The organism is Actinomycetospora callitridis (genome assembly GCF_028737265.1).
Lineage (GTDB): Bacteria > Actinomycetota > Actinomycetes > Mycobacteriales > Pseudonocardiaceae > Actinomycetospora > Actinomycetospora callitridis.
Map to the genome: position 1 here is coordinate 23,573 of NZ_JAQZAK010000005.1, position 21,807 is coordinate 45,379.

A 21,807-nucleotide genomic window follows, 5' to 3' on the forward strand; every position below is an offset into this window, starting at 1 on the left:
CGTGACTAGACCACCGAGAACCCCGGCGGGAGCGAGCCGCGGCCGGTGAGGGCGTGCAGGAGCATCGGTCCGTGGCCGAGGCGCACGCCGGTGCGGGCGAGCACCGTGACCACCTGGGTCGTCGTGTGGGCACTGAACGCCACGTCGAGCCCGGTCGCCGTCGCGATGTCGTACCCGTGCACGACGAGCTCGATGGTGCGCGTCGGCACGTAGGACGCGACGCGCAGGCCGCCCGCGATCGTCGTGATGAGCGCGTCCGGGTCGGCGGCGCGGGTCGCCGCGACGGCGCGCTCGGCGAGCGTCGCGAACGCCGCGGCCGGGTCGTCGCCGAGCGCCACGCCCGCGTCCCGCCCGCGCTGCGCGACGGCGGACGGGTCGATCCCCTCGCCGGTCACTGGCGACATGAGGGCGTAGTAGCCCTCGGGCGAGTCGATGTCCTCGGTGTCGGCGGGCCGCTCCAGGTACGTCAGCACGGTGACGAACGCCCGGCTGGTGTGCCCCACCAGCGAGCGCAGGTCCCACTCACCCAGCGCCGGCGCGTCCCAGGCGTCCGGCGGCACCCGCCCGACCAGCTCCGTGACCACCTTCGCCGCTTCGGCGTACCCCTCCAGCATGTGAGCGATTTTCACGGCTATAGCCGTGAAAATCACTCACGGGGCGGTCAGGCGATCAGCTTCCCGGCGACCTCCGCGAGGCGGGTGCCCTGGATCCGGGCGGCCTGGAGGGCGGCGTCGTCGGGCGCGGCGGACTTCCGCGACACCCAGGACGCGCCGTACGGGTTGCCCGACGACATCAGCGAGGCGTCGGCGGCGTAACCGAGCGGCATGACCAGCGCGCCCCAGTGGTAGAGCACGTTGTTCATCGACAGGATCGTCGCCTCGAGCCCGCCGTGGCCGGTCGAGGCGCTGGTGAACGACGTGCCGACCAGGCCGGCGAGCTTTCCCTGCGCCCACAGCCCGCCCGTGGTGTCGAGGAACGCCTTGAGCTGCTCGGCGCTGTTGCCGAAGCGGGTCGGGCTGCCCATCGCGAGGCCGTCGGCCCACTCCAGGTCGTCCAGCGAGGCGACGGTGTCGTAGGGGTTGTCCTCGACCCACGCCTTCCACCGCCGGTTCGCCTCGATGGCCTCGGCCGGGGCGCGCTCCGCGACGGGCCGGACGCGGGTCTCGGCGCCGGCGTCCCGGGCGCCCTGCGCGAGCGACTCGGCGAGCGCGGCGACGTTGCCGGTCGCGGAGTAGAAGACGACGACGATGCGCGGCGCCCTGCTGGTCGAGGCGGTCACGGAGCCTCCCGGGTCGGTGGTCGGACCCCGATCATCACCCGGACGTCCGCACCCCGTGGCCCGGGGGTCACCCGCTCGGCTCCCACGAGCGTCGGAGACGGAGCAGGATGGGCCGGGTGACGACGCGGGAGGCCGGCGGGATCCGGACCGGTGCGCCGACGCGCGGCCGGGACGGTGCCGGGCCCCGCGGGCTCGTCGCGCTCTACCGCCGCCTGTCCGGCCTCGTCGCCGCCCCGTCGGCCGACGCCCAGGCCGTCGCGGCCGTGATGGCGGGCGAGCTCGGGGTGCTCGCGGCCGTCGTCGGGCCCCAGCGCGAGGTGCTCGCCGCCGCCGCGCCCGGCATGGGCGTCGCGGAGGCCTCGGCCCTCGTGCGCGCCGACGCCCGCACGGCGGCGTGGCCCCGCACCCTCGAGGTGGCCGCCGCGGCCGGACGGGCGCTGCGTGTGCCCGGCCCCTGGCTGCGCGGGCAGGTCGTCGCCCCGGTGCTGCTCGGTCGCGAGGTGCCGGCGTTCGTGTTCGCCGAGGAGGACACCGCGACCCGCGACCGCCCCGAGGCGCTGGCCGGCGACGACGTCCTGCTGCTGGTGGCCGAGCACGCCGCCACGGTCGTCGGGGTGCTCCACGGCCGCGACCGCGTGCTGGCCACCGCGGCCGGGCAGGTGCGGGGCGACCTGGTGTCCGGGCTGCTGCTCGACCGCGCCCGCGACGCCGACCAGGCCGCCCAGTGGGCCGAGCACGTCGGCTACGACCACGGCGTCGCCCACCGCGTCGTCGTCGTGTCCCCGGACGACGAGGACGCCTACGGCGCCGGGCCCGCGAGCCTGCTGGGCGAGGCCGAGGAGCACCTGCTCGCCGCCGCCCCGGCCGCGCTGACGGTCGTGCGCGACACCGAGACCGTCGCCGTCGTCCCCGAGACCGCCGACCCCGTGGCCGTCGGCGCCACGTGCGCCCGCCGGCTGGCCCGCGGCCGCGTGCCCGACCCCGACGCCCGCTGGCCGGTGACCGTCGCCGTCGGCGGTCCCGTCTCCGAGCCCGCCGACATCGCCGCCTCCTACGACCAGGCCCGCCGGACCCTGCTCGCCTCCCGCCGCCTCGGGCGCGCGGGGCGGGTGCTGCGCTTCGACGAGCTCGGGGTGCACCGGCTCCTGCTGCAGATCCCGGACCCCGACGCCGCGCGCGCCTTCGCCCGCGAGGTGCTGGGGCGGCTCGCGACCGACCGGTCCGAGCGCACCGTCGAGCTCCTGCGCACGCTGGCCCGCTACTTCCGCGAGGACGGCAGCCCGCAGCGGGTGGCGCGGGCGCTGAACGTCCACCCCAACACCGTCGGCTACCGCCTGCGGCGCGCCGAGGAGCTCAGCGGCCTGGACCTCGACTCCTACCGCGACCGCCTCGCCGCCCAGGTGGCACTGGAGATCCTGGGGGAGATGGAGGCGTGAGCGAGTCCTTCGCCACCGAGTCCTTCACCGCAGCGCTCGCCCGCCGCGTCCTGCTCTGCGACGGCGCGATGGGCACGCTCGCCCGGGCCAGCGGCGTGCGGGTCGAGGGGCCCGGCGCCGAGCTGTGCGTCGTCGCCCCGGAGCTGGTCACGGCGCTGCACGAGCGCTACCTCGCCGCCGGCGCGGACGTCCTCCAGACCCACACCTTCGGTGCCTCGCGTCCCCGCCTGGAACGCCACGGGCTGGCCCGCCGCACCCGCGAGGTGAACCTCGCCGGCGCGCGCCTGGCCGCCGCCGCGCGCGACGGTGCCGGCCGCCCGGCCTGGGTGGCCGGCTCGGTCTCGCCGGTGACCCAGCCGGGCCGGGGCAGCGCCGTCGACGCGCCGGCGGCCGCCGCGGCGATCCGCGAGCAGGTCGAGGCGCTGGTCGAGGGCGGGGTCGACCTCGTCGTGCTCGAGACCTTCAGCCGCGCCGACGAGTTGCTCGCCGCGGTGCGCGCCGTCCGCGAGGTGACCGACCTGCCCGTCGTCGCGGAGGCGACGTTCGTCGACGAGGACGGCAGCCCGCTGACCACCGCCGGCGAGTCACCCGCCGACGTCGTCGCCCGCCTCGCCGACGCGGGCACGGTGGCGATCGGCAGCAACTGCACCCTCGGTCCGCAGGGCCTGCTCGACGTGGTGCGCCGGATGGGCCCGACGGACGGGCTGGCGCTCGCCGCGCAGCCCAACGCGGGCCTGCCGCACGTCGTCGCCGACCGCAGCGTGCGCTTCGCCGGCGACGCGGAGCACTTCGCGCGCTACGTGCTGCGCTACGTCGAGGCCGGCGCCCGCTTCGTCGGCGGGTGCTGCGGCACGACCCCGGAGCACACCGCGGCGGCCGCGACGGCGCTGACCACGCACGACGCGTGGGCGCCGTCCGCACCCGTCGCGGACCCCACCCCCGAGAGCGGGCCGATCCGCATCGTCGAGGGCCGCCGCGCCGCTCCCGAGCCCGAGCCCGACGATCCCGGCCCCGGCAGCGGACCCGACGCCCGCGGCGCCGTCGACCGCTGGCTGCGCCACCGCGGGGCGGGCGAGTTCCTCGTCGCCGCGGAGGTCGCCGGGGCGGGCGGGCCCGCCGAGCACCTCGCCCGGGCCCGGCGCGCGGTGGCCGGCGGCGCCTCGGTGCTGTGGGTCAGCAGGCCCCGCGCCCGTCGCGCGACCACCAGCAGCGCCGCGCTCGCCGTGCACCTCCACGACCGCGTCGACGTCGACACCGCCCTGACGGTGACGAGCTGGCAGACGGGCCTGCTCGCCCTGCAGGCCGACCTGCTCGGACTGCACGCCCTGGGTCTGCGCACGCTGGTCTGCGAGACGGGCAACCCGCCGGTGCACGCCGAGCAGGCCGTCCGCGACGGGGTGTGGGAGGTCGACGGGGCCGAGCTGCTGCGCACGGCGGCCGGCCTCAACCGCGGCGTCGACATCGACGGGGTGCAGCTGGGCACCGCGACGGCGTTCCGTCTCGGCGCGCGCTTCACCCCGGGTTCGGACGACCTCGAGCACGAGGCCGCGCGGGCGATCGCCAAGGTCGAGGCGGGGGCGGAGTTCCTCGTCTCGCGGCCGGTCTTCGACCTCGACGGGCTCCGTCGGATCGTCGACGCGCTCGCGGACGCGGGCTGCCGCGTGCCCGTGCTCGCGTCGGTGGGGGCGCTGACCGGCTATACGCAGGCCGAGCACATGCGCCACGAGGTGCCCGACGTCGTCGTCCCGGACCCCGTCATGGACACGATGCGCCGCGCCGGCGACGGGCCGGAGGCCGCGCGGACGGGGCTGTCGCTGGCCGCGGACCTCGTGGGCGCGGCGGCCGACGTGGTCGAGGGCGTCGTCGTGCGCTGGTCCGGACCGGCCTGGCCCGGGCTCGACCCGGCGACGGCGGTGGCGCGGCTGCACGCCGCCGCCGGCGCCTGATCGTCAGACCGCGACGGGGGCCCGCCGCACGGCCGGCGTCGGCTGCGGGGTGCCGCGCAGGTGGGCGATGGTCGCGCGCAGGTAGGCCACCTCACGCGTCAGCGAGGCGACGGTCTCGCCGTCGTAGTCGTAGGACATCTCGCGTGGCATGACCACGACTCCGCAGCAGGGGCACGTCGTCGGGGCGTTCATCCTCGTCACCTCGGTGCTCACGATCCGGTGGGTCACGGGTCCTGTCGGCCCCGGCACCCTCCAGTGTTCGCGTCCGCCGACGGCCGGGCACTGTGTCCGCCCACAGAGATCACGCCGGTGGCGTTGTGTCCCGGCACAGCGTGCGCCCGCCACTGCGCCGGATGCCGCGTCAGGCTCCCTCGACCAGTCGAGCGCGCCACGCGTCCAGGTCCGCGTCGGAGACGCCGGCGGCCCGGAACGGCGCACGGGGGTCGTCGTCGAGCTGGTCCAGTACGGGCTCGAGGTGCGCGGGGTCGACGCCGACACGCTCCGGGCCGGCGCCCGGTGCGGCCGAGCCCTGGAGGACCAGGCGGTCCCGCAGGGCGACCCGGTGGTCGTTGGTGGCGGCGAAGTCCGCGGCCACGACGTCGCGCGGGACGCCGGCGGCGCGCAGCAGCAATGCCACCGCGACGCCGGTGCGGTCCTTGCCCGCCGCGCAGTGCACGAGCAGCGGACCCGGCCCGTGCGCGGCCACGCGGACCAGCTCGGGCAGCCACGCCTCGCCGATGCCCAGCAGGAGCATGTACAGCTCGTCGAGACCCCGGCGCTGGCGGCTCTCCGGCGGCGCGTCACGCATGAGCACCTCGGGGGCGAGGGCCTGGATCAGCGGCAGCGGCGTCAGCTCGGTGCCGAGGGCCACCAGCGGGTGCGGCCGCCCGTCGAGCTCCTCGGGGTTGCGCAGGTCGATCACGCTGCCGGGCGGCCAGGCGCGCCCGTCGGGGCCGTGCGTCGTGGCGTCGTCGGCGAGCGGGGCGTCGGAGCGCCACAGCACCCCGGGTTGCGTGCGCAGGCCGTCGACGGTCGGCATCCCGCCGGCGTCGCGGAGGTTGGCGAGGTGGCGGACGTCCGGGAGGTCGCCGGTGTCGGGGACGGTCGGGTCCGTGCGCGTCGCGGGCACCGGTGTTCTCCTTCGTCGGGACCTCCATGGTCCCGCGCCCGGGCGCCGTGCCCGGCCCGTGGTGCGCGACCTCACCTCCCGGGTGCCAGGGTGATCCCGTGGAGGGTGACGACACGCTCGTGCTGCGGGCGCCCTGCCCGTCCGACGAACCGGTGGCCCGCGAGGCCCAGGCCGCCCTCGCCGCGGACGGGTTCGACTTCGGTCTGCATCCGGACACCGAGCCCTGGCTGGCCTACCTCGACCGGCTCCAGCGCGAGCACCGTGGCGCGGACCTGCCGCCGGGCCGGGTGGCGTCGACGTACCTCTACGGCGAGGTCGACGGACGGGTCGTCGGCCGCACGTCGATCCGGCACACGCTCACCGACACGCTGCGCGCCGAGGGCGGGCACATCGGGTACGCGGTGCTGCCCGCCGAGCGCCGCCGCGGCTACGCGACGGCGATCCTGCGCCGCAGCCTCGAGGTCGCCCGCGACCTCGGGATCGGCCGGGTCCTCGTCACCTGCCGCGAGGACAACGTCGGCTCGCTGGCCGTGATCGCACGCTGTGGCGGCCGGCTCGATCCCGAGTGGCCCGTCAACCCCGACGGCCCGGGCGGCGTGCCCCTGCGGCGGTTCTGGATCGACTGATGGGAGCTCTCCAGTTCGATCTCTCGGGAGTGTCGCGAGAGTGGGACGGCCCGGCGGGTGACCCGACAACTCCGACGGCACTGTCGAGAGATCGATCTGGCGAGCTCGGACGGACGGAGCGGCGGCGCCGTGCCGCTCCGCGAGCAACGCCCTACGACGCGCGGCTCGGGTTCGTCGGGGTGGTCGACGTCGTCGACGCGGCCCTCGTCGCGGTGGCGCGGAAGAACGTGTAGCTGAAGGTCCCGCCGGGCTCGGTGGTGCGCAGGAGGTCGCGCACGCCGGCGTCGAAACGCTCGGCGGTGATCAGCCCCGCGGCCAGGGCCGGTTCGCGCACCCCGGCGACCATGGGGGTGAAGGTCCGGCGCACGAGGCTGTCGGCCAGGTCGGGGCGCCCGGCGTGGGCGTGGGCGGTGCGGGGCACGACGGCGACGTCGTCGAACCCGGCCGCCGCGAGCAGCGGGTGGAGCCGCCGGCCGATCCCGGCGTCGCCCCCGGCCTGGCGCTGCAGCACCTCCTGGCACGCGATGACGGCGCGGGCGTCGTCCGAGTCGGGGTGGAACGAGGTGGCGCCGTGGTCCCCCTCGACCACGGTGATCGTCCCGCCGGGCCGCAGCACGCGCCGCAGTGCGACGAGGGCCTCCTCCGGGCGGGGGAGGTGCTCGAGCAGGAAGAACACGACGACGTGGTCGACGGTTCCGGGCGGCACCGGCGGGTCGTGGACGTCGCCGGCGCGCACGTCGACCCGCCCGGCGAGACCGGCCGCCTCGACGCGGGCGCGGGCGGCGGACACCTGCGTCTCGGTGAGGTCGATCGAGGTGAAGCGGGCGCCGGGGCTGCGCGCGGCGAGCACGACGGTCTGCGCGCCGACCCCGCAGCCGGGCTCGAGGACGTGGGCACCGTCGGGGAACGTGACGCCGTCGTGCAGGAGGTCGGCGAGGGTGGCGGCCTGGTCGCGCAGCCGCGTCGCCTCGGTCTCGTGGTAGCCGTGGACGTAGGACCCGATCATGGTCATCTCCCGGAGCACGGCGGACAGGACGTCGTCGTCGGTGTCCGCGAGGACCTCGGCGAGGCGGTCACGCACCGTCCGGCGCCGGCGCAGGTCGGCGTCCACCTGCGCGAGGTGGGCGCGCAGCGTCGCCGCCGGGTCGGGGTCGGTGCCGTCGAGCAGTGCGGCGACCCGGTCGAGCCGCAGGCCCAGCGCGCGCAGGGTGATCGCGCGGTGCAGGCGGACGACGTCGTCGGCGTCGTAGAGGCGGTGGCCCGCCGGGGTGCGCGAGGGCGAGACGACGCCGCGCTCGTCCCAGTGCCGCAGCACGCGCACCGACAGCCCGGTGGCCTCGGCGAGCTCACCCACCGTCCGCCCGCGCGTCATGGGAGGAACGCTAGGACCTCACACCGTGAGAGGAGCAAGCGTCCACCCAAGGTTGACGATGCGCGCTCCGTCAACCTACGGTGGACGCATGCCACCCACGAACGTCCGCCTCGACGACCTCATCAACGCCATCACCTCGGTCCACTCCGACGCCCTCGAGCAGCTCCAGGACGCCGTGCTCGCCGCCGAGCACCTCGACGAGGTCGCCGACCACCTCATCGGCCACTTCGTCGACCGCGCCCGGCGGTCCGGGGCGTCGTGGACCGACATCGGCAAGCGCATGGGCGTCACGAAGCAGGCCGCCCAGAAGCGGTTCGTGCCCAAGGGGTCCGGCGAGATCGACCCCGAGGAGGGCTTCAGCCGTTTCACCCCGCGCGCCCGCAACGTCGTGGTGAAGGCCCAGGAGGAGGCCCGGTCGGCGGAGAACGCCGAGATCACGCCGGCGCACCTCGCGCTCGGGCTGCTCCACGAGCCCGAGTCGCTGGCGGTCCTGACGATGACGGCGCTCGGCGTCGCCCCGGAGACGGTGCGGCGCACGCTGCTCGGCACCCTGCCGGCCCGGTCCGACGAGATCGGCGCGCTCATCCCGTTCGACGGCGCGGCCAAGAAGGTGCTGGAGCTGACGTTCCGCCAGGCGCTGCGGCTCGGGCACAACTACGTCGGCACCGAGCACATCCTGCTGGCGCTGCTCGAGCACGAGGACGGGGCGGGCACGCTCACCGGCCTCGGCCTGGACCGCGAGGCCGTCGAGGGCCACGTCGTGCGGATGCTGTCGAGCCTGTCGGGCGCCCCGGAGGACCCCGGGACGGCTCAGACCCCGTAGATCCGCGTCGGCGTCACGAGGACCGCCGCCCGCCGCTCTCGCGCCATCGTCTCGTCGTAGGAGATCCAATCGTCGTGCGTCCCGCCGGCGGCGGTGAAGACCTCCCGCAGCAGCGCGGGGATGTCGTCGATGCCGGTCAGCGGGTCGTCGGGCCCCGCGATCTCGGTGGCGCCCTCGACGGTCGTCCAGCGCCATCCGGCGCGCACCGTCACCGTCATCCGCGGCCGGGCGCGGAGGTTGGCGAGCTTCACCGATCCGCCCGCCGCCACGAGCGCCACGATCGGTGTCCCGTGCACCGGGTGGTCCATCACGCCGGCGTTGACCACCGACGACTGGATCGAACCGTCGGCCCGCGCGGTCGACACGACGACCAGGAAGTGCTCACCGGCGGCCCGCTCGCGGAAGTCGTCGAGGTCCATGGCGTGAGCCTGGCACGGGCTCAGTCGAGAGCGAAGCCGAACGGCAGTTCCAGCCGGTGGGCGCGCAGGAAGTCGGCGTCGGCGAGCAGGTCGCGGGTCGGGGCGTCCGCGACGACGACCCCGCCGTCGATCACCACCGAGCGCGGGCAGAGCTGCAGCGCGTAGGGCAGGTCGTGGGTGACCATGAGCATCGTCCGGTCGAGCCCCAGCAGGACCTCCGCGAGCTCCCGGCGCGCGACCGGGTCGAGGTGGGTCGAGGGCTCGTCCAGCACGAGGATCTCGGGATCGCACGCGAGCACGGTGGCCAGGGCGGCCCGTCGGCGCTGTCCGCCCGAGAGGTGCATCGGCGAGCGGTCGGCGAGCTCCGCCACGCCGACGGCCTCGAGCGCCTCCTTGACCCGCAGCGCCAGCTCCGGCTCGGTGACCCCGAAGTTGGCGGGCCCGAACGCGACGTCGTCGGCGACGGTGGGCATGAACAGCTGGTCGTCGGGGTCCTGGAAGACGATGCCGACGCGCCGGCGGATCTCCTGCACGTGCTCGCGGGTGACCTCCATCCCCCCGACCCGCACGGTGCCCGCGCCCGCCCGGTGCACGCCGTTGAGGTGCAGCACCAGCGTCGTCTTGCCCGCCCCGTTCGGCCCGAGGAGGGCGACCCGCTCGCCGCGCTCGATGCGCAGGTCCACGCCGAAGAGGGCCTGGTGGCCGTCGGGGTACGCGAACGCCAGCCCCGAGACCTCGAGGGAAGGGACCGTCACCAGGCCCAGTATCCGGACATCGCGAGCAGCGCCGCCGCGACGGCCGGCACCAGGGCCACCGACCAGGTCGCCGTCGACGCGGACGCCGTGGTGAACGCCGGCATCGTCCCCGTGTAGCCGCGGGAGAGCATCGCGAGGTGCACGCGCTCGCCCCGCTCGTAGGAGCGCAGGAACAGCGCCCCGACCGACCGCACCGTCGCCCCGAGCTGCCAGACGAACCGCGGGTCGTGGCCGCGGGACACGCGGGCGAGGCGCATCCGCCGCGCCTCGGCGGCGATGACCTCGAGGTAGCGCAGCATCAGCGTCGCGATCACGCAGACCATCGACGGCACGCGCAGCCGGGAGAGCCCGGAGACGAGGTCGCGCAATGGGGTGGTGGCGGCGAGCGTCACCGAGACGAGCACGCCGAGCGTGCCCTTGACCAGGATGTTCCAGCCGGCGAGCAGGCCGTCGACGGCCAGCGACATCCCCATCCACTCGACCCGCGGGCCCGTCGCGAAGAACGGCAGCAGCACGGCGAGCACCACGAACGGTGCCTCGATGAGCGCCCGCGCCGCGAGCCACCCGGGCGGGATGCGGGCGACCGTCCACACCCCGACGAGCAGCAGGAACTGCAGCCCGAACACCGCGAACGCCTCGCGCGGCGTGGCCACCACCGCCAGGACGAAGACGAAGGCCACCACGATCTTGACGTGGGCGGGCAGGCGGTGGACCACGGAGTCGCCGGCCCGGTAGAGCGGGTGGGCGTGCCCGGCGCCCACCGCTACTCGACCCGGCTGGGCGTCTCGTCCTCCGACGACCGCCGTCGCAGGACCCAGAACAGGCCCCCGGCCGCGACGAGGGTGACGAGCACGCCGATCACGCCCGCGATCCCGGTCGTGCCCTCGGAGCCGCCGACCGTGTAGTCGGCCAGTGGGCTCCCGGCGGTGGCGTGCTCGCCGGCGTTCTGCGCGATGCACGTCCCGCCGACGGGCTCACCGGCCTCGTCGAGCTGGCAGCCGGTCTGCGTCACGGCGTCCAGGCCGTCGGGGCTGCTGCTCGCGGCGTACGAGACGACGCCGGCCAGCAGCAGGGCGACGACGAGGAAGCCGGCGTAGAAGGCCACGGGGAGCTTCGTCACGACCGCACTCCCTGGTCCTTGATCGTCAGCGACGGCGCGGCGCCCCGCGTCAGGTAGACGAGGTCCGGGCGCACGGCCGCGACGGCGCCGACGGTGAGCGCGGTGATGATCCCCTCGCCGATGCCGATGAGGGCGTGGAACCCGGTCATCAGCCCGAACACCGTGCCGAGCGCCAGGCCCTCTCCGCCGATCGCGTACTCGAGCACGAAGCCCAGCGACGCGACGACGGTGTTGACCCACGCGGCGACGAACGCGACGACCACGAGGCCGCCCCGGCTGCGGGTGGCGACGCGGCGCAGGGCGACGGCGACGCCGTAGCCGACGAACGTGCCGATCAGCGCCATGTTCGTGATGTTCGTTCCGAGCGCGGAGAGCCCGCCGTCGGCGAAGAGGAGCGCCTGGAGCAGCAGCACGATCGACACGCAGATCGCCCCGACGTACGGGCCCACGAGGATCGCGCACAGCGCGCCGCCGAGCAGGTGACCGCTGACGCCCGGGAGGATCGGGAAGTTCAGCATCTGGACCGCGAACACGAACGCGGCGACGAGGCCGGCCATGGGCGCGGTGCGGTCGTCCAGGTCACCACGGGCGCGGGCGACGCAGAGGGCCAGACCGAGCACGGCCACCAGCCCGAAGATCACCGAGGTCGGTGCGTTCACGATCCCGTCGCTCATGTGCATGGCGACGAGGTCGGTGTGCGGTTCCACGACTCACCCCCGCGTCCGGTGTGGCGCCACCCGGACGGGCGACGCCGGTCAGTGTGTCGCAGGAAAGTCGTTGTCGCACTACTCCTGCGACAAGCGTGTACTGGCCGAACGGAGGGTGTGCGAGGACCGTCGTTCTGCTCGCCCGGTTCGGGCATGCTGGCCGGGCGCCGAGAGAGGGAGGATCCCGATGGCAGAGCAGCGGACGACGTGCGCGATCGTCGGTGGCGGGCCCGCCGGGATCGTGCTGGGGCTGGTGCTCGCGCGGGCCGGGGTCGACGTCACCGTGCTGGAGAAGCACGGCGACTTCCTGCGGGACTTCCGCGGCGACACCGTCCACGTCTCGACGATGACGCTGATCGACGAGCTGGGCCTCTGGGACCGCTTCGCCGAGCTGCCGTGGAAGCCGATCGAGCAGGCGCGGGTCGTCCTCGACGCGGGCCCGGCGACGGTCGCCGACCTGTCCCGGCTCCCGGTCCGGCACCCGTTCATCGCGATGGTCCCGCAGTGGCACCTGCTCGACATGCTCGCCGCGGCCGCCGAGGAGGAGCCGACGTTCACGCTGCTGCGCCACGCCGAGGTCACCGACCTGCGCCGGCGCGGCGGCCGCGTCACCGGGGTGCGGTGGCGCGACCGCAGCGGGGAGGTCGGGGACACCGAGCACGACCTCGCGGCCTACCTCGTCGTCGCCTGCGACGGGCGCAGCTCCCGCGTGCGCGACCTGACGGGCCTCCCGCTGCGCGACTATCCCGTCCCGATGGACGTGTGGTGGTTCCGGCTGCCGCGCGGGGAGGGCGCCGACCCGGCGGGCGGTCTGGGGCGCGTCACCGAGGGCCGCTTCGTGATCATGCTCGACCGCGGCGACTACTACCAGGTCGCCTACCTCATCCCGCGCGGCGCGGACGCCGAGCACCGACGGCAGCCGATCCAGACCCTGCGCGACGACCTGCGGGAGCTGCACCCCTGGCTCGGCGACCGCGTCGACGGCGTGGCGTCCTGGGACGACGTCAAGCTGCTGCGCGTCACCCTGGACCGCCTGCGCCGCTGGTCGGCCCCCGGTGTGCTCTGCCTCGGCGACGCCGCGCACGCGATGTCCCCGGTCGGTGGCGTGGGGATCAACCTCGCCGTGCAGGACGCCGTGGCCGCCGCGCGGCTGCTCGCGCCGGTGCTCGCGGCCGCGCCCGCCGACCCGGCGGCGGTCGACCGCGCCGCGGCCCGCGTGCAGCGCCGTCGCTGGTGGCCGACCTGGGCGACGCAGACCGGCCAGCGCATCGCCCACCGCGGCGTCATCGCCGCGGTGCTCGGTGAGAGCGAGCAGGCGCCCGGTCGCGAGCGGTTGCCGCTGCCGCTGCGCCTGCTGCAGCGCGTGCCGGCGCTCCAGGTGGTCCCGGCGTACCTGGTCGGGGTCGGCGTGCTGCCCGAGCACGCGCCGTCGTGGGCGCGCCGGGACGCTCAGCCGGCGAGCGCGAAGAACTCCAGCGCGTTGCCGTCGGGGTCGACGAACGACAGCGCCCAGCCGTAGTCGGCCTCGACGACGCCGCTGTGCACGACCCCGATCTGGTCGAGGTGGGTCTGCCACGCGGAGACGGCGGCACGGTCGGCGCAGGAGAACCCGACGTGGTCGAGGCCGGGCGCCACGACGTCGAACGTGTCGCCGGAGCGGGCGCCGTCGTGCGCGGTGAGCCCGAAGAGCTGCCCGCCGGCGAGCGCGAAGACCTTCCGCTCGAACGGGCCGTCGGACAGCGTCATCGCCGGCTCCACGCCGAAGAGGCGCTCGTACCAGGGCTGGCTCGTGGCCAGGTCGGTCACCGAGAGCGCGACGTGGGAGATGGAGGGGAGTTCGGGCACGGCGCCAACCTAGTCCGCGCGGACCGGGAAGTGGATCGGCCCGCGCAGCACCGTCGCGACGCGGGGCTCGATCCTCCCGGCGGGGCGCAGGCGCGGCATCCGCTCGGCGAGCATCTCCAGCGCGACCTCGCCCTCCATCCGGGCCAGGGCGGCGCCGAGGCAGTAGTGCGCGCCGCCGGAGAACGCGAGATGCGTGGTGGTCTGCTCGCGGCGGGGGTCGAAGCGGTCGGGGTCGGGGTGCGCGGCCGGGTCGCGGCCGGCGCTGGCGAGCAGCACGAGCACGCCGGAGTCGCGGCGCAGCCTCCGGCCGCCGATCTCCACGTCCTCGTGCGCGAACCGCGCGGTGAGCTGGACCGGCGGGTCGAAGCGCAGCGTCTCCTCGACGGCGCCGGCCGCGAGCCCGGGGTCGGCGGCGAGGTCGTCCCAGGTGCCCGTGGCCTGCAGCGCGCGCACGGCGTTGCCGACCAGGTTCGTCGTCGTCTCGAAGCCGGCGACGAGCAGCAGCTGGGCGAGCGAGACGAGCTCGTCGAGGGTCAGCGTGTCGTCGTCGAGGGCCGCGACGAGCTGGGAGATCACGTCGTCGCCGGGGTCGGCGCGGCGGCGCTCGACGAGGTCGGCGAACAGCGCCCGCAGGTCGGCGGTGGCCCGGGACAGCGCGTGCGCGTGGCGCACCGAGCGGACGCCGTCGAGCGCCGCGCCGAGCGCCCGGCCCCAGCGGGCGAAGCGCGGGGTGTCGACGTCGGGGATCGCGAGCAGCTCCGCGATGACGCTGATCGGCAGGGGCGCGGCCAGGTCGGTGGTGAGGTCGAAGGTCCCGCGCGAGGCGGCGTCGTCGAGCAGGCGGCCGGTGACGGCCCGCGCCGTCTCGCGGTACTGCGCGAGGCGCTTCGGGGCGAACGTCGGCTGGGCGAGGCGACGCAGGCGCGTGTGGTCGGGGGCGTCGAGGGCGAGCAGCGAGAGGTCGATCGGCTCGATCAGCGCGGTGCCCGGGTCGGTCGGATCGGGACCACTCGCCGAGCTCGCGTCGTCGGTCGGGTCGAACGGCATCCGCCCGTCCGCGAGCCGCACCCCGAAGCGGCGGTCGCGCAGGACGGCCGTGCACGCCTCGTGCGTGGCGACGGCGTTGATGCCGGTGCGGCTGCGGGCCACGCCGCCCGTCTCCGCCGCCGCGGCGCGGAGCCGGGCGTAGGTCGGGTACGGGTCGAGGCGCCAGGGCTTGTGCATGAGCCGGGCGACGGGGTCGCCGCGCAGCGCCAGGGCGAGGCCGCCGGCGCGCATCACGGCGATGCGCGTGCCCAGGCGGAGGTCGGCGCGCCACTGCGGCATCGCCCGCCGTGTCACAGGTGGGGGTGCCTGTTCCGTCGTCACTGTGTCGTCGCCTCCTCGGACGGGCGGCGGGTACCCGCCGTACCGTGGCGCACCGGTCCCGAGCACCGGTGCGGAGCGTCACGTCCGGTCCGCTGGACCGGGCAGGACCCGGCGCGGAGGGTGAGAACGGACGGCCCCACGATGCCACCGGGCCGCCGACGGGACCGAGACGACAGGAGGCGGGACGTGACGAGCACCAGCGCGGCTCGGCGCCCGTCCACCGAGGGCGCCACCGATCCGGTCCGTCTGCTCCGCTCCTGGGCGCCCGGCGAGGGCTCGTGGTTCTCCGGTCCGCGCGGCGCGATGCTCACCCGCGGCGTCCGCGCCCGCCCGCCGTCGGCCGACCCGGACGCCGTCCTGGCCTGCCTGCGCGAGGTCGGCACACGATCGGGATCGCCCGCGGTCGCGGTCGGCGCGCTGCCCTACGACGCCGCCGCGAGCGCCCACCTCGTCGTCCCCGAGCACGTCGAGCGCGCCGGCCCGCTCGGCGCCGTGCTGACCGCCGAGCAGGCGCACACCCCGGTGACGGGCGTCGCGCGGCCGGTGCCCGAGCCCGCACGCTACGAGGCGATGGTCGCCGAGGCCCTGGCGCGCATGGAGGCCGGGCCGCTGGAGAAGGTCGTGCTGGCCCGGACGCTCGAGGTCCTCGCCGACCGGCCCGTCGACACCGTCCCCATGCTGCGCGCCCTGGCCCGCCGCGACCCGCGCCTGTACCTGTTCGCCGTCGACCTGCCCCCTGCGCGGACGGGCACCCCGCGGACGCTGCTCGGCGCGAGCCCCGAGCTGCTGCTCGCCCGCGACGGACACGGCGTGACGGTCAACCCGCTGGCGGGCTCCGCCGCCCGGTCCACCGATCCCGCCGAGGACGGCCGCCGCGGCGAGGCCCTGCTCGCCTCGGCCAAGGACCGTCACGAGCACGCCCTGGTCGTCGACGACATCGTCGAGCGCCTGCGTCCCCTCGTCGACGACCTCGAGGTGCCCGACGGCCCGTCGCTGGTCGCCACCGCGACGCTGTGGCACCTCTCGACGACGCTGCGGGCGCGGGTGGCCGACCTCGACGTCTCCGCGCTGCACCTCGCGCAGGCCCTGCACCCGACCCCGGCCGTCTGCGGCGTCCCGCGCGCCGACGCCGCGGCCGCCATCGACGAGATCGAGCCCTTCGACCGCGGCTTCTACACGGGCACGGTCGGCTGGACCGACGCGCGCGGCGACGGCGAGTGGGTCATGGCACTGCGCTGCGGCGAGGTGGAGGGCGACCGGGTCCGGCTCTGGGCGGGCGCCGGCATCGTGCCCGCCTCGTCCCCGCCCGACGAGCTCGCCGAGACCACCGTGAAGCTGCGGACCCTGCTCGACGCGCTGGGCCTCGACGAGGGCTGAGTGGGGACAGGGCTGGGCGGGATGGAGACCTGGGACGAGCTCCGCGACGGCCGCGAGCTCCTGCGCGACGACGACCTGCTCGTCCTCGACAAGCCCGCGGGCTGGTCGGTGATGGGCGAGCGCCACGACACCGACGTCGTCCGCCTGGCGCGCGACGCCGGCGAGACGCTGTGGCCCGCGCACCGCATCGACAAGGTGACCTCGGGGCTGGTGCTGTTCGCCCGCCGTCTCGAGGCCCACGGCGACCTGACCCGCCAGTTCAACGACCGCACCGTCGCGAAGACCTACCTCGCCGTCGCGACCGGCACCGGTCTGCCCGAACGCGGGACCATCGATCTGCCGCTGTCGGTGGGCCGCAAGAACCGCGTGCGCATCGCCGCGCCGCGCGAGGCGATCACCCGCGACGGCGACGCCTGGACGGTCCCCGACGACGCCGTCCTTCCCGGCGACCACTACCCGTCGACGACGGCCTTCGAGCGCCTGTGGGTCGGCGACGAGCGGACCCTGCTCGCGGTCACGCCGACGACGGGGCGGCGTCACCAGATCCGCGTGCACCTCGCCTGGATCGGCCACGCCCTCGTCGGCGACCCGCTGTTCGCGACGAACCCGCCGACCCGCACCGGCCTGCACGCCTGGCGCCTGGCCTTCACCGGCCCGGACGGCACGCGCCACGACCTCGTGGCCTCCCCGGGCGAGGACTTCCGCGAGCTCGCGCCGGCGTACGACTTCTCGTAGGGACGCTTCGATTTCCGAAGCGTCTCCAGAGGCATGAGCTGGAGCGTGCGGGCACGTCGAATCGGTGACGTCGCGATCTCGTGCTGTTGTCGATCGCCGGCCGGTCCACCCTTTCGGGCCTGAGATCTCGGAAAAGCCAGACATAGATTGGTCGCTCGTGCGTGCCGAGACCAAGCGCAAGATGTGGAGGAGCATCGGCCAGAATTGGGGGTACCTCGTCCTGGCGCTTGTCCTCTACGGATGGTTCATCGCTGACCGGACGAATCCTGCTTTGTTGGTGCTTGGCTCAGGACTGGTCGTCGTCTTCGCGTTGTTCTTCGCCGAGAACCCGTGCACGGCGGGTTGCTCGGCGCCTGTCACCTCAAGCGCACAAATGGCAGAACCTGAAGGCGCTGGGTAGTCGTGAGCGGAGCTTGCAGGCCCTCCGCCATACGGTGTCGCGATTCTGCGGGCAAGCAGCGGCGTTCTCGGCGCTGGCCGGGATCGGTCCGTTGCTCGTCGCCACGTTGACCTTCGTCTTCGTCACGACGAGGCAGCCTCCGCCGCCCATCCCCTGATCGGTGCAGGGAGAGCTCTCCACTTCGATCTCCCGACAGTGCCGTCAGCGCGGGCGGGTCGCGGGAACCGGATGACGCTCCTGACCCGCTCGGGTGATCACGGCGGCGAGCACGACGGTGCGGCCGCCGGTCAGGCCAGCGCCTCGGCGAGGTTCTCGATCGTCGCCCGCATCTCGTCGGGCGTGACCTCGCGGATCCGGTCGAGCAGCGCGGGGTCGGTGACGTCCGTCCAGTCGTGGAAGTGGGTCACGGCGGTGCGGTCGTCGCCCTCGGACTCGAGCTCCCAGCCCCAGACGTGGCCCGACGGCCGCTCGCCGGGCTTCGCCGGCATCCAGGCCAGGGCACGGTCGGGCTCGTAGCGGACGACGTGGTTCTCGACGCGGTAGTTCCCGCGGGTCGGGTTCTCCATCTCCATGACGAAGACGTCGCCCTCCTCGGTGATCGCGAGGTGGGTGTGGGAGGCCCGCACCGTCCCGCTCCCGTCGATGTCGGGGTGACGGTCGGGGTCGGCGAGCAGGGCGAAGACCCGCTCGACGGGGGCGTCCACGGTCGCGGTGACCGAGATCTGGGTGTCGCTCACACCGTCGATCGTGTCAGGTCCCCCCGCGGGGTACTCGGGGCGCATGGGCACCCCGGAGCGCACCCCGGAGATCACACTCCACCGCGGCGACATCACCGCGGCCGAGGTCGACGCCGTCGTCAACGCGGCGAACTCCGGCCTGATGGGGGGCGGGGGCGTCGACGGGGCCATCCACCGGGCCGGCGGCCCGGCGATCCTGGAGGCGTGCCGCGAGCTGCGGCGCACGACGCTGCCCGACGGCCTGCCGACCGGTCAGGCGGTCGCGACCACCGCCGGGGACCTGCCGGCGCGGTGGGTGATCCACACCGTCGGCCCGGTCTACGCGAAGTCCCAGGACCGCTCGCACCTGCTCGCCTCGGCCTACCGCGAGTCGCTGCGGGTGGCCGACGAGATCGGCGCCGCCACGGTCGCGTTCCCCGCGGTGTCGGCGGGCGTCTACGGGTGGCCGCTCGACGACGCCGCCCGGATCGCCCTCACGGCGGTGCGCGAGGCGAAGACTGCCGTGCGCGAGGCGCGGTTCGTCCTCTTCAGCGACGAGGTCTATGCGGCGTTCGCCCGAGCAGCCCAATCGAATGGGTGAATCGTCCCAGTGTGTCCGCAGCGTCTACGCCGACGACGCGCCAGACCCACAGCGGTTGCGCCACGAACCGGTGTAGGTGACGTGCGACGGACCACCTGAACGGTCCGTGACCCCGCCGTCACCGGGTCGTTGTGCCCCACAGATCGCCGGTGAAACCCGCGGTCCTCCCGTCCGGGCAGCGGACGGGGGTGTGCGGCGAGCGAGGGGCAGGACGCATGTCGGGTAGGCATCGCAGGGGGGCGCATCGCGGGGTGCCGACCGGACGGGTCGCGGTCTCGGTGGCCGCCGTCGGTCTGGGCGTGCTGCAGCTGGGCGGGATCGCCTCGGCCGCACCGGCCGCGGGGGGCGGCGGCGGGATCGACGGGACGTCGTGCACGGACGCCCGTATCAAGGCCTGCGTCGACCTCTCCGAGAACCGCGCCTGGCTGCTCGACGGCCAGGGCAACGTCGTCCACGGGCCCGTGGTCAACAGCCACGGCTCCGAGGGACACGAGACCCCGACCGGCGACTTCGTGATCCAGCGCAAGGAGCGCCACCACGTCAGCCGGGAGTACGAGGGCGCGCCGATGCCGTACGCCGTGTTCTTCGACAACAGCGGCCGGGCGTTCCACGGGGGCAGCACCGAACGTCAGTCGGCCGGGTGCGTGCGCCTCGGCATGGAGGACGCGAAGCAGTTCTTCGAGCACCTGGACCCGAACGACCGGGTCCAGATCGTCGAGTGAGCCCGTCCGGGCGCACCCGATCTCTGATCGGTGCGGACGGACGCGACGGGACGAGGGGCACCCGAGGGGGGTGCCCCTCGTCCCGTCGTGTGTCAGGCCGGGGTGTCAGGCCGGGGTGTCGGGCCGGGGTGTCAGGCCCGCCGGCGCAGCACGAGCGCCACGGCGCCGCCGACCACCACGATCGCGATCACGACGAAGACCCACGCGGGCACCCCGCCGCTCCCGGTGTCGGGGCCCGCGGAGGCCGCCGGCGAGGGCGGCGCGGAGCCGTCGGAGTGGCCCGAGTGGTCGGCCGGGGCCGCCTGGGCGGGCGCGCCGGTCGTCGCCGCGCCGGTGGGTGCGGACGGCGTCGTGAGCTCGAACGTCACCGAGCCGCTCACCGGGTGGCCGTCGCTGGAGACGACCCGGTAGCCGATCTCGTACTGTCCGGCCTGCGGCAGCGCGCCGACGGGCACCGAGACGACCTTGTCCCGGACCGTCACCGCACCCTGCTCGTGACGGGCGCCGTCGGGGCCGACGACGGTGAGGGCCGCGCCCTCGGGCTGCGGGGTCTCGTCGAAGGTCACCGAGACCTGCGTCGGCGCGGTCGGGACGGTCGAGCCGTCGGCGGGGTCGCTTCCGGTGATCACGTCGTGCGCACTGGCCGGGCCCGCGGTGAGCAGGAGGACGGTCAGGGCGAGCAGGCCGGTCACGAGGACGGCGAGCGGGCCTCGACGGTGGGTGCGGGCGGACGGGGTCCGCGGTGTGGGCATGAGGGGGTCCTTCCGGGTCGGGGTGGCGTCGCGGCGCGGACCGGGCGGGACCCGGTCCGGTGCGGCGACGGCGGACCCCGACGTGGGTGGTGCCCCACGGCGGCGCGGCGGACCCGGACGGTGGACGCCGGTCGCGCGGCCACGGGCGTCGGCGCGGCCGGCACGGGCGGCGGCCCGTCGAGCAGCCGGGCCCAGACGGCGACGCGTCGTAGGTGACGACGGGCGGCGCGGGCGAGGGCGCGGTCGGCGTGGACGATCCCGCCGGCGACCAGCGCCGCGACGGCCAGGTGCGCCACGACCATCCCGGGACCGGCGCCGGCCGCGGCCGCGTGGTGGTCGTGGCCCGCGACCTCGGCCGGCAGCGCCAGGTGGAGGGCGAGCTGCCCGCCGGCGAGGACGACGGCGAGGCGGGCCACGGAGTGCGGGCGGGCGCCCAGCAGGGCGGTGCCCAGCGCGACCGCGACGACGACGGCGATCGCGGGCGGGCCGGCCACGACCGGTCCGCCGGCCTCCCCGTGCGCGGCGACCCCGAGGACGGCCGCGACGAGACCGAGCAGCGCGGCGCGCGCCGGGGTCGCTCGGTCGGGGGTCACGGGCCTCCACGGTAGCCCGCGCCGGACGGTGCGCCGTCCCGGACGCCTCGTGAGCGGATTTCCCGGCGACGGGCCCGAAATCCGCTCACATGGCGCGGAGGAAGGCCGCGATCTCGGCGACGGCCTGGAGCGAGGTCCGGGGCGTCAGGGTCGCGGTCGCGACGTAGCCGTGCGCGGCGCCCAGATAGCGGGTGTGGCGCACCGGCACCCCGGCCGCGTCGAGGGCCTCGACGTAGCGCTCGCCGTGGTCGCGCAGGGGATCGTGCTCGGCGGTCTGCACGAGCGCGGGCGGGAGACCGGCGAGCTCGGCACGCAGCGGCGAGGCGTAGGGGTGCGTGCCGTCGGCGCCCGCGAGGTAGAGCTGGTGGAAGCCGCGGATGTCGCCGGCGGAGAGGATCGGGGCGACGGGGATCGCGCGCTCCGAGGGCAGGACGTCGACCATCTCGGTGCCCGGGTAGACGAGGACCTGCGCGGCGATGGCCGGCGCGTCGACACCGTCGAGACGCCGATCGCGGGCCATCAGGCACACGACCGTGGCGAGGTTGCCGCCCGCGCTGTCGCCCATGACCGCGACGCGCGCGGGGTCGAGGCCCCAGGCGCGGGCGTCGGCGACGAGCGCGCTGACGGCGTCGTAGCAGTCCTGCGCGGGCACCGGGAACGTGTGCTCCGGCGCGAGGCGGTAGTCGACGGACACCACGACGACCGATCCCTCGCGGGCCACGTGCGCGCAGAACCACTCGGACTGGTCGAGGTCGCCCTGCACGAACCCGCCGCCGTGGAAGTTGACGACGACGGGCGCCGGGGACGCGCTGCCCGCGGGCCGGTAGACGCGCACCGGCAGGCCCTCGGGCACGGCCGCGGTGGGCAGGCGGGCGTCGATGATCGTCACGTCACGGGGCGCCGGGCCGATGACCGCCCGGCCGAGCGGGCCGTGCTGCAGGCGCAGCACGGCCTCCCGGGCGGCGGGGACGGCGTCGGGGGCGAGGTGGGCCACCGAACCGCCGAGCCGGCGGCGCAGGGCACCGAGGAGACGCAGGCCGAGGGGGAGGCGCACGCCGGGGAGCCTCGCCCACCGGACGTGCGCCC

Annotated in this window: 25 protein-coding genes; 9 read left to right on the forward strand and 16 right to left on the reverse strand. The window is 75.5% G+C overall.

Annotation, left to right across the window (positions count from 1 at the left end; genetic code table 11):
* Positions 1 to 5: 5 nt before the first annotated feature.
* Together PH191_RS17375 and wrbA are read right to left on the reverse strand one after the other, a co-directional pair.
* Positions 6 to 614, reverse strand: a complete 609-nt coding sequence (locus PH191_RS17375) for a maleylpyruvate isomerase family mycothiol-dependent enzyme (RefSeq protein ID WP_274195884.1) — start codon at positions 612 to 614, stop codon at positions 6 to 8.
* Positions 615 to 661: 47 nt separating this feature from the next.
* On the reverse strand, positions 662 to 1,279 hold the full coding sequence (wrbA, locus tag PH191_RS17380) for an NAD(P)H:quinone oxidoreductase (RefSeq protein WP_274195885.1): 618 nt from the start codon (positions 1,277 to 1,279) through the stop codon (positions 662 to 664).
* Between the two features lie 116 nt (positions 1,280 to 1,395).
* Between wrbA and PH191_RS17385 the strand changes: the two genes are divergently transcribed.
* Both PH191_RS17385 and PH191_RS17390 read left to right on the forward strand, forming a co-directional pair.
* Positions 1,396 to 2,715 carry a PucR family transcriptional regulator gene (locus tag PH191_RS17385; protein WP_274195886.1) on the forward strand — a complete coding sequence of 440 codons (1,320 nt, stop codon included), beginning with the start codon at positions 1,396 to 1,398 and terminating at the stop codon, positions 2,713 to 2,715.
* Entirely contained in the window at positions 2,712 to 4,661 is a 1,950-nt protein-coding gene (locus tag PH191_RS17390) for a homocysteine S-methyltransferase family protein (RefSeq protein WP_274195887.1), read from the forward strand. Before PH191_RS17385 ends, PH191_RS17390 begins: the two co-directional genes overlap by 4 nt.
* A gap of 3 nt (positions 4,662 to 4,664) precedes the next feature.
* Here PH191_RS17390 and PH191_RS17395 read toward each other — a convergent pair whose 3' ends face one another.
* Together PH191_RS17395 and PH191_RS17400 are read right to left on the reverse strand one after the other, a co-directional pair.
* A complete protein-coding gene (locus tag PH191_RS17395) occupies positions 4,665 to 4,811 on the reverse strand; it encodes a hypothetical protein (protein ID WP_274195888.1) in 147 nt (48 codons plus the stop codon).
* Between the two features lie 211 nt (positions 4,812 to 5,022).
* The gene (locus tag PH191_RS17400; protein WP_274195889.1) at positions 5,023 to 5,790 is read right to left on the reverse strand and encodes a tyrosine-protein phosphatase; all 768 of its coding nucleotides are present in this window, start codon (positions 5,788 to 5,790) and stop codon (positions 5,023 to 5,025) included.
* A gap of 98 nt (positions 5,791 to 5,888) precedes the next feature.
* On the opposite strand from PH191_RS17400, the gene PH191_RS17405 reads away from it, so the two are divergent.
* Positions 5,889 to 6,416, forward strand: a complete 528-nt coding sequence (locus tag PH191_RS17405) for a GNAT family N-acetyltransferase (protein ID WP_274195890.1) — start codon at positions 5,889 to 5,891, stop codon at positions 6,414 to 6,416.
* Between the two features lie 151 nt (positions 6,417 to 6,567).
* On the opposite strand, the gene PH191_RS17410 is transcribed toward PH191_RS17405, so the two are convergent.
* Positions 6,568 to 7,788, reverse strand: a complete 1,221-nt coding sequence (locus PH191_RS17410) for a methyltransferase domain-containing protein (protein ID WP_274195891.1) — start codon at positions 7,786 to 7,788, stop codon at positions 6,568 to 6,570.
* 88 nt (positions 7,789 to 7,876) lie between these two features.
* Here PH191_RS17410 and PH191_RS17415 point away from each other — a divergent pair, with 88 nt between their 5' ends.
* Positions 7,877 to 8,611 carry a Clp protease N-terminal domain-containing protein gene (locus PH191_RS17415; RefSeq protein WP_274195892.1) on the forward strand — a complete coding sequence of 245 codons (735 nt, stop codon included), beginning with the start codon at positions 7,877 to 7,879 and terminating at the stop codon, positions 8,609 to 8,611.
* Here PH191_RS17415 and PH191_RS17420 read toward each other — a convergent pair.
* Genes PH191_RS17420 through PH191_RS17440 form a run of 5 tightly spaced genes read right to left on the reverse strand, consistent with a single transcriptional unit; the run spans position 8,599 to position 11,585 of the window.
* Positions 8,599 to 9,030 carry a TIGR03618 family F420-dependent PPOX class oxidoreductase gene (locus PH191_RS17420; RefSeq protein WP_274195893.1) on the reverse strand — a complete coding sequence of 144 codons (432 nt, stop codon included), beginning with the start codon at positions 9,028 to 9,030 and terminating at the stop codon, positions 8,599 to 8,601. The two genes, PH191_RS17415 and PH191_RS17420, sit on opposite strands and share 13 nt — an antisense overlap.
* A gap of 20 nt (positions 9,031 to 9,050) precedes the next feature.
* Positions 9,051 to 9,788 (reverse strand): energy-coupling factor ABC transporter ATP-binding protein, encoded by a 738-nt coding sequence (locus PH191_RS17425; RefSeq protein ID WP_274196176.1) that lies wholly within the window; start codon positions 9,786 to 9,788, stop codon positions 9,051 to 9,053.
* A complete protein-coding gene (gene cbiQ / locus PH191_RS17430) occupies positions 9,782 to 10,546 on the reverse strand; it encodes a cobalt ECF transporter T component CbiQ (RefSeq protein WP_274195894.1) in 765 nt (254 codons plus the stop codon). The genes PH191_RS17425 and cbiQ overlap by 7 nt, the downstream gene beginning before the upstream one ends.
* Positions 10,547 to 10,548: 2 nt before the next feature.
* The gene (locus PH191_RS17435) at positions 10,549 to 10,905 is read right to left on the reverse strand and encodes a PDGLE domain-containing protein (protein ID WP_274195895.1); all 357 of its coding nucleotides are present in this window, start codon (positions 10,903 to 10,905) and stop codon (positions 10,549 to 10,551) included.
* On the reverse strand, positions 10,902 to 11,585 hold the full coding sequence (locus PH191_RS17440) for an energy-coupling factor ABC transporter permease (RefSeq protein ID WP_274196177.1): 684 nt from the start codon (positions 11,583 to 11,585) through the stop codon (positions 10,902 to 10,904). Before PH191_RS17440 ends, PH191_RS17435 begins: the two co-directional genes overlap by 4 nt.
* Positions 11,586 to 11,799: 214 nt before the next feature.
* Here PH191_RS17440 and PH191_RS17445 point away from each other — a divergent pair, with 214 nt between their 5' ends.
* Positions 11,800 to 13,131: an FAD-dependent oxidoreductase gene (locus tag PH191_RS17445; RefSeq protein ID WP_274195896.1), complete on the forward strand. Its 1,332-nt coding sequence runs from the start codon at positions 11,800 to 11,802 to the stop codon at positions 13,129 to 13,131.
* Here PH191_RS17445 and PH191_RS17450 read toward each other — a convergent pair.
* Together PH191_RS17450 and PH191_RS17455 are read right to left on the reverse strand one after the other, a co-directional pair.
* Complete coding sequence (locus PH191_RS17450; protein WP_274195897.1) at positions 13,062 to 13,457, reverse strand: VOC family protein; 396 nt, start codon at positions 13,455 to 13,457, stop codon at positions 13,062 to 13,064. The two genes, PH191_RS17445 and PH191_RS17450, sit on opposite strands and share 70 nt — an antisense overlap.
* 9 nt (positions 13,458 to 13,466) lie before the next feature.
* A complete protein-coding gene (locus PH191_RS17455) occupies positions 13,467 to 14,783 on the reverse strand; it encodes a cytochrome P450 (RefSeq protein ID WP_274195898.1) in 1,317 nt (438 codons plus the stop codon).
* Between the two features lie 228 nt (positions 14,784 to 15,011).
* Here PH191_RS17455 and PH191_RS17460 point away from each other — a divergent pair, with 228 nt between their 5' ends.
* Complete coding sequence (locus PH191_RS17460) at positions 15,012 to 16,202, forward strand: isochorismate synthase (RefSeq protein WP_274195899.1); 1,191 nt, start codon at positions 15,012 to 15,014, stop codon at positions 16,200 to 16,202.
* Complete coding sequence (locus tag PH191_RS17465) at positions 16,203 to 16,937, forward strand: RluA family pseudouridine synthase (protein ID WP_274195900.1); 735 nt, start codon at positions 16,203 to 16,205, stop codon at positions 16,935 to 16,937.
* A gap of 687 nt (positions 16,938 to 17,624) precedes the next feature.
* Here the strand turns inward: PH191_RS17465 and PH191_RS17470 are convergent.
* Positions 17,625 to 18,074 (reverse strand): SRPBCC family protein, encoded by a 450-nt coding sequence (locus PH191_RS17470; RefSeq protein ID WP_274195901.1) that lies wholly within the window; start codon positions 18,072 to 18,074, stop codon positions 17,625 to 17,627.
* 43 nt (positions 18,075 to 18,117) lie between these two features.
* On the opposite strand from PH191_RS17470, the gene PH191_RS17475 reads away from it, so the two are divergent.
* Positions 18,118 to 18,654: an O-acetyl-ADP-ribose deacetylase gene (locus tag PH191_RS17475; RefSeq protein WP_274196178.1), complete on the forward strand. Its 537-nt coding sequence runs from the start codon at positions 18,118 to 18,120 to the stop codon at positions 18,652 to 18,654.
* A gap of 251 nt (positions 18,655 to 18,905) precedes the next feature.
* Positions 18,906 to 19,376 (forward strand): L,D-transpeptidase, encoded by a 471-nt coding sequence (locus PH191_RS17480; RefSeq protein ID WP_274195902.1) that lies wholly within the window; start codon positions 18,906 to 18,908, stop codon positions 19,374 to 19,376.
* Between the two features lie 131 nt (positions 19,377 to 19,507).
* On the opposite strand, the gene PH191_RS17485 is transcribed toward PH191_RS17480, so the two are convergent.
* The 3 genes from PH191_RS17485 to PH191_RS17495 form a co-directional block, all read right to left on the reverse strand.
* Positions 19,508 to 20,128, reverse strand: a complete 621-nt coding sequence (locus tag PH191_RS17485) for a copper resistance CopC family protein (protein WP_274195903.1) — start codon at positions 20,126 to 20,128, stop codon at positions 19,508 to 19,510.
* Entirely contained in the window at positions 20,065 to 20,721 is a 657-nt protein-coding gene (locus PH191_RS17490) for a hypothetical protein (protein WP_274195904.1), read from the reverse strand. Before PH191_RS17490 ends, PH191_RS17485 begins: the two co-directional genes overlap by 64 nt.
* 85 nt (positions 20,722 to 20,806) lie before the next feature.
* Positions 20,807 to 21,775, reverse strand: coding sequence for an alpha/beta hydrolase (locus PH191_RS17495; RefSeq protein ID WP_274195905.1), 969 nt, complete (start codon positions 21,773 to 21,775; stop codon positions 20,807 to 20,809).
* Positions 21,776 to 21,807 lie beyond the last annotated feature (32 nt).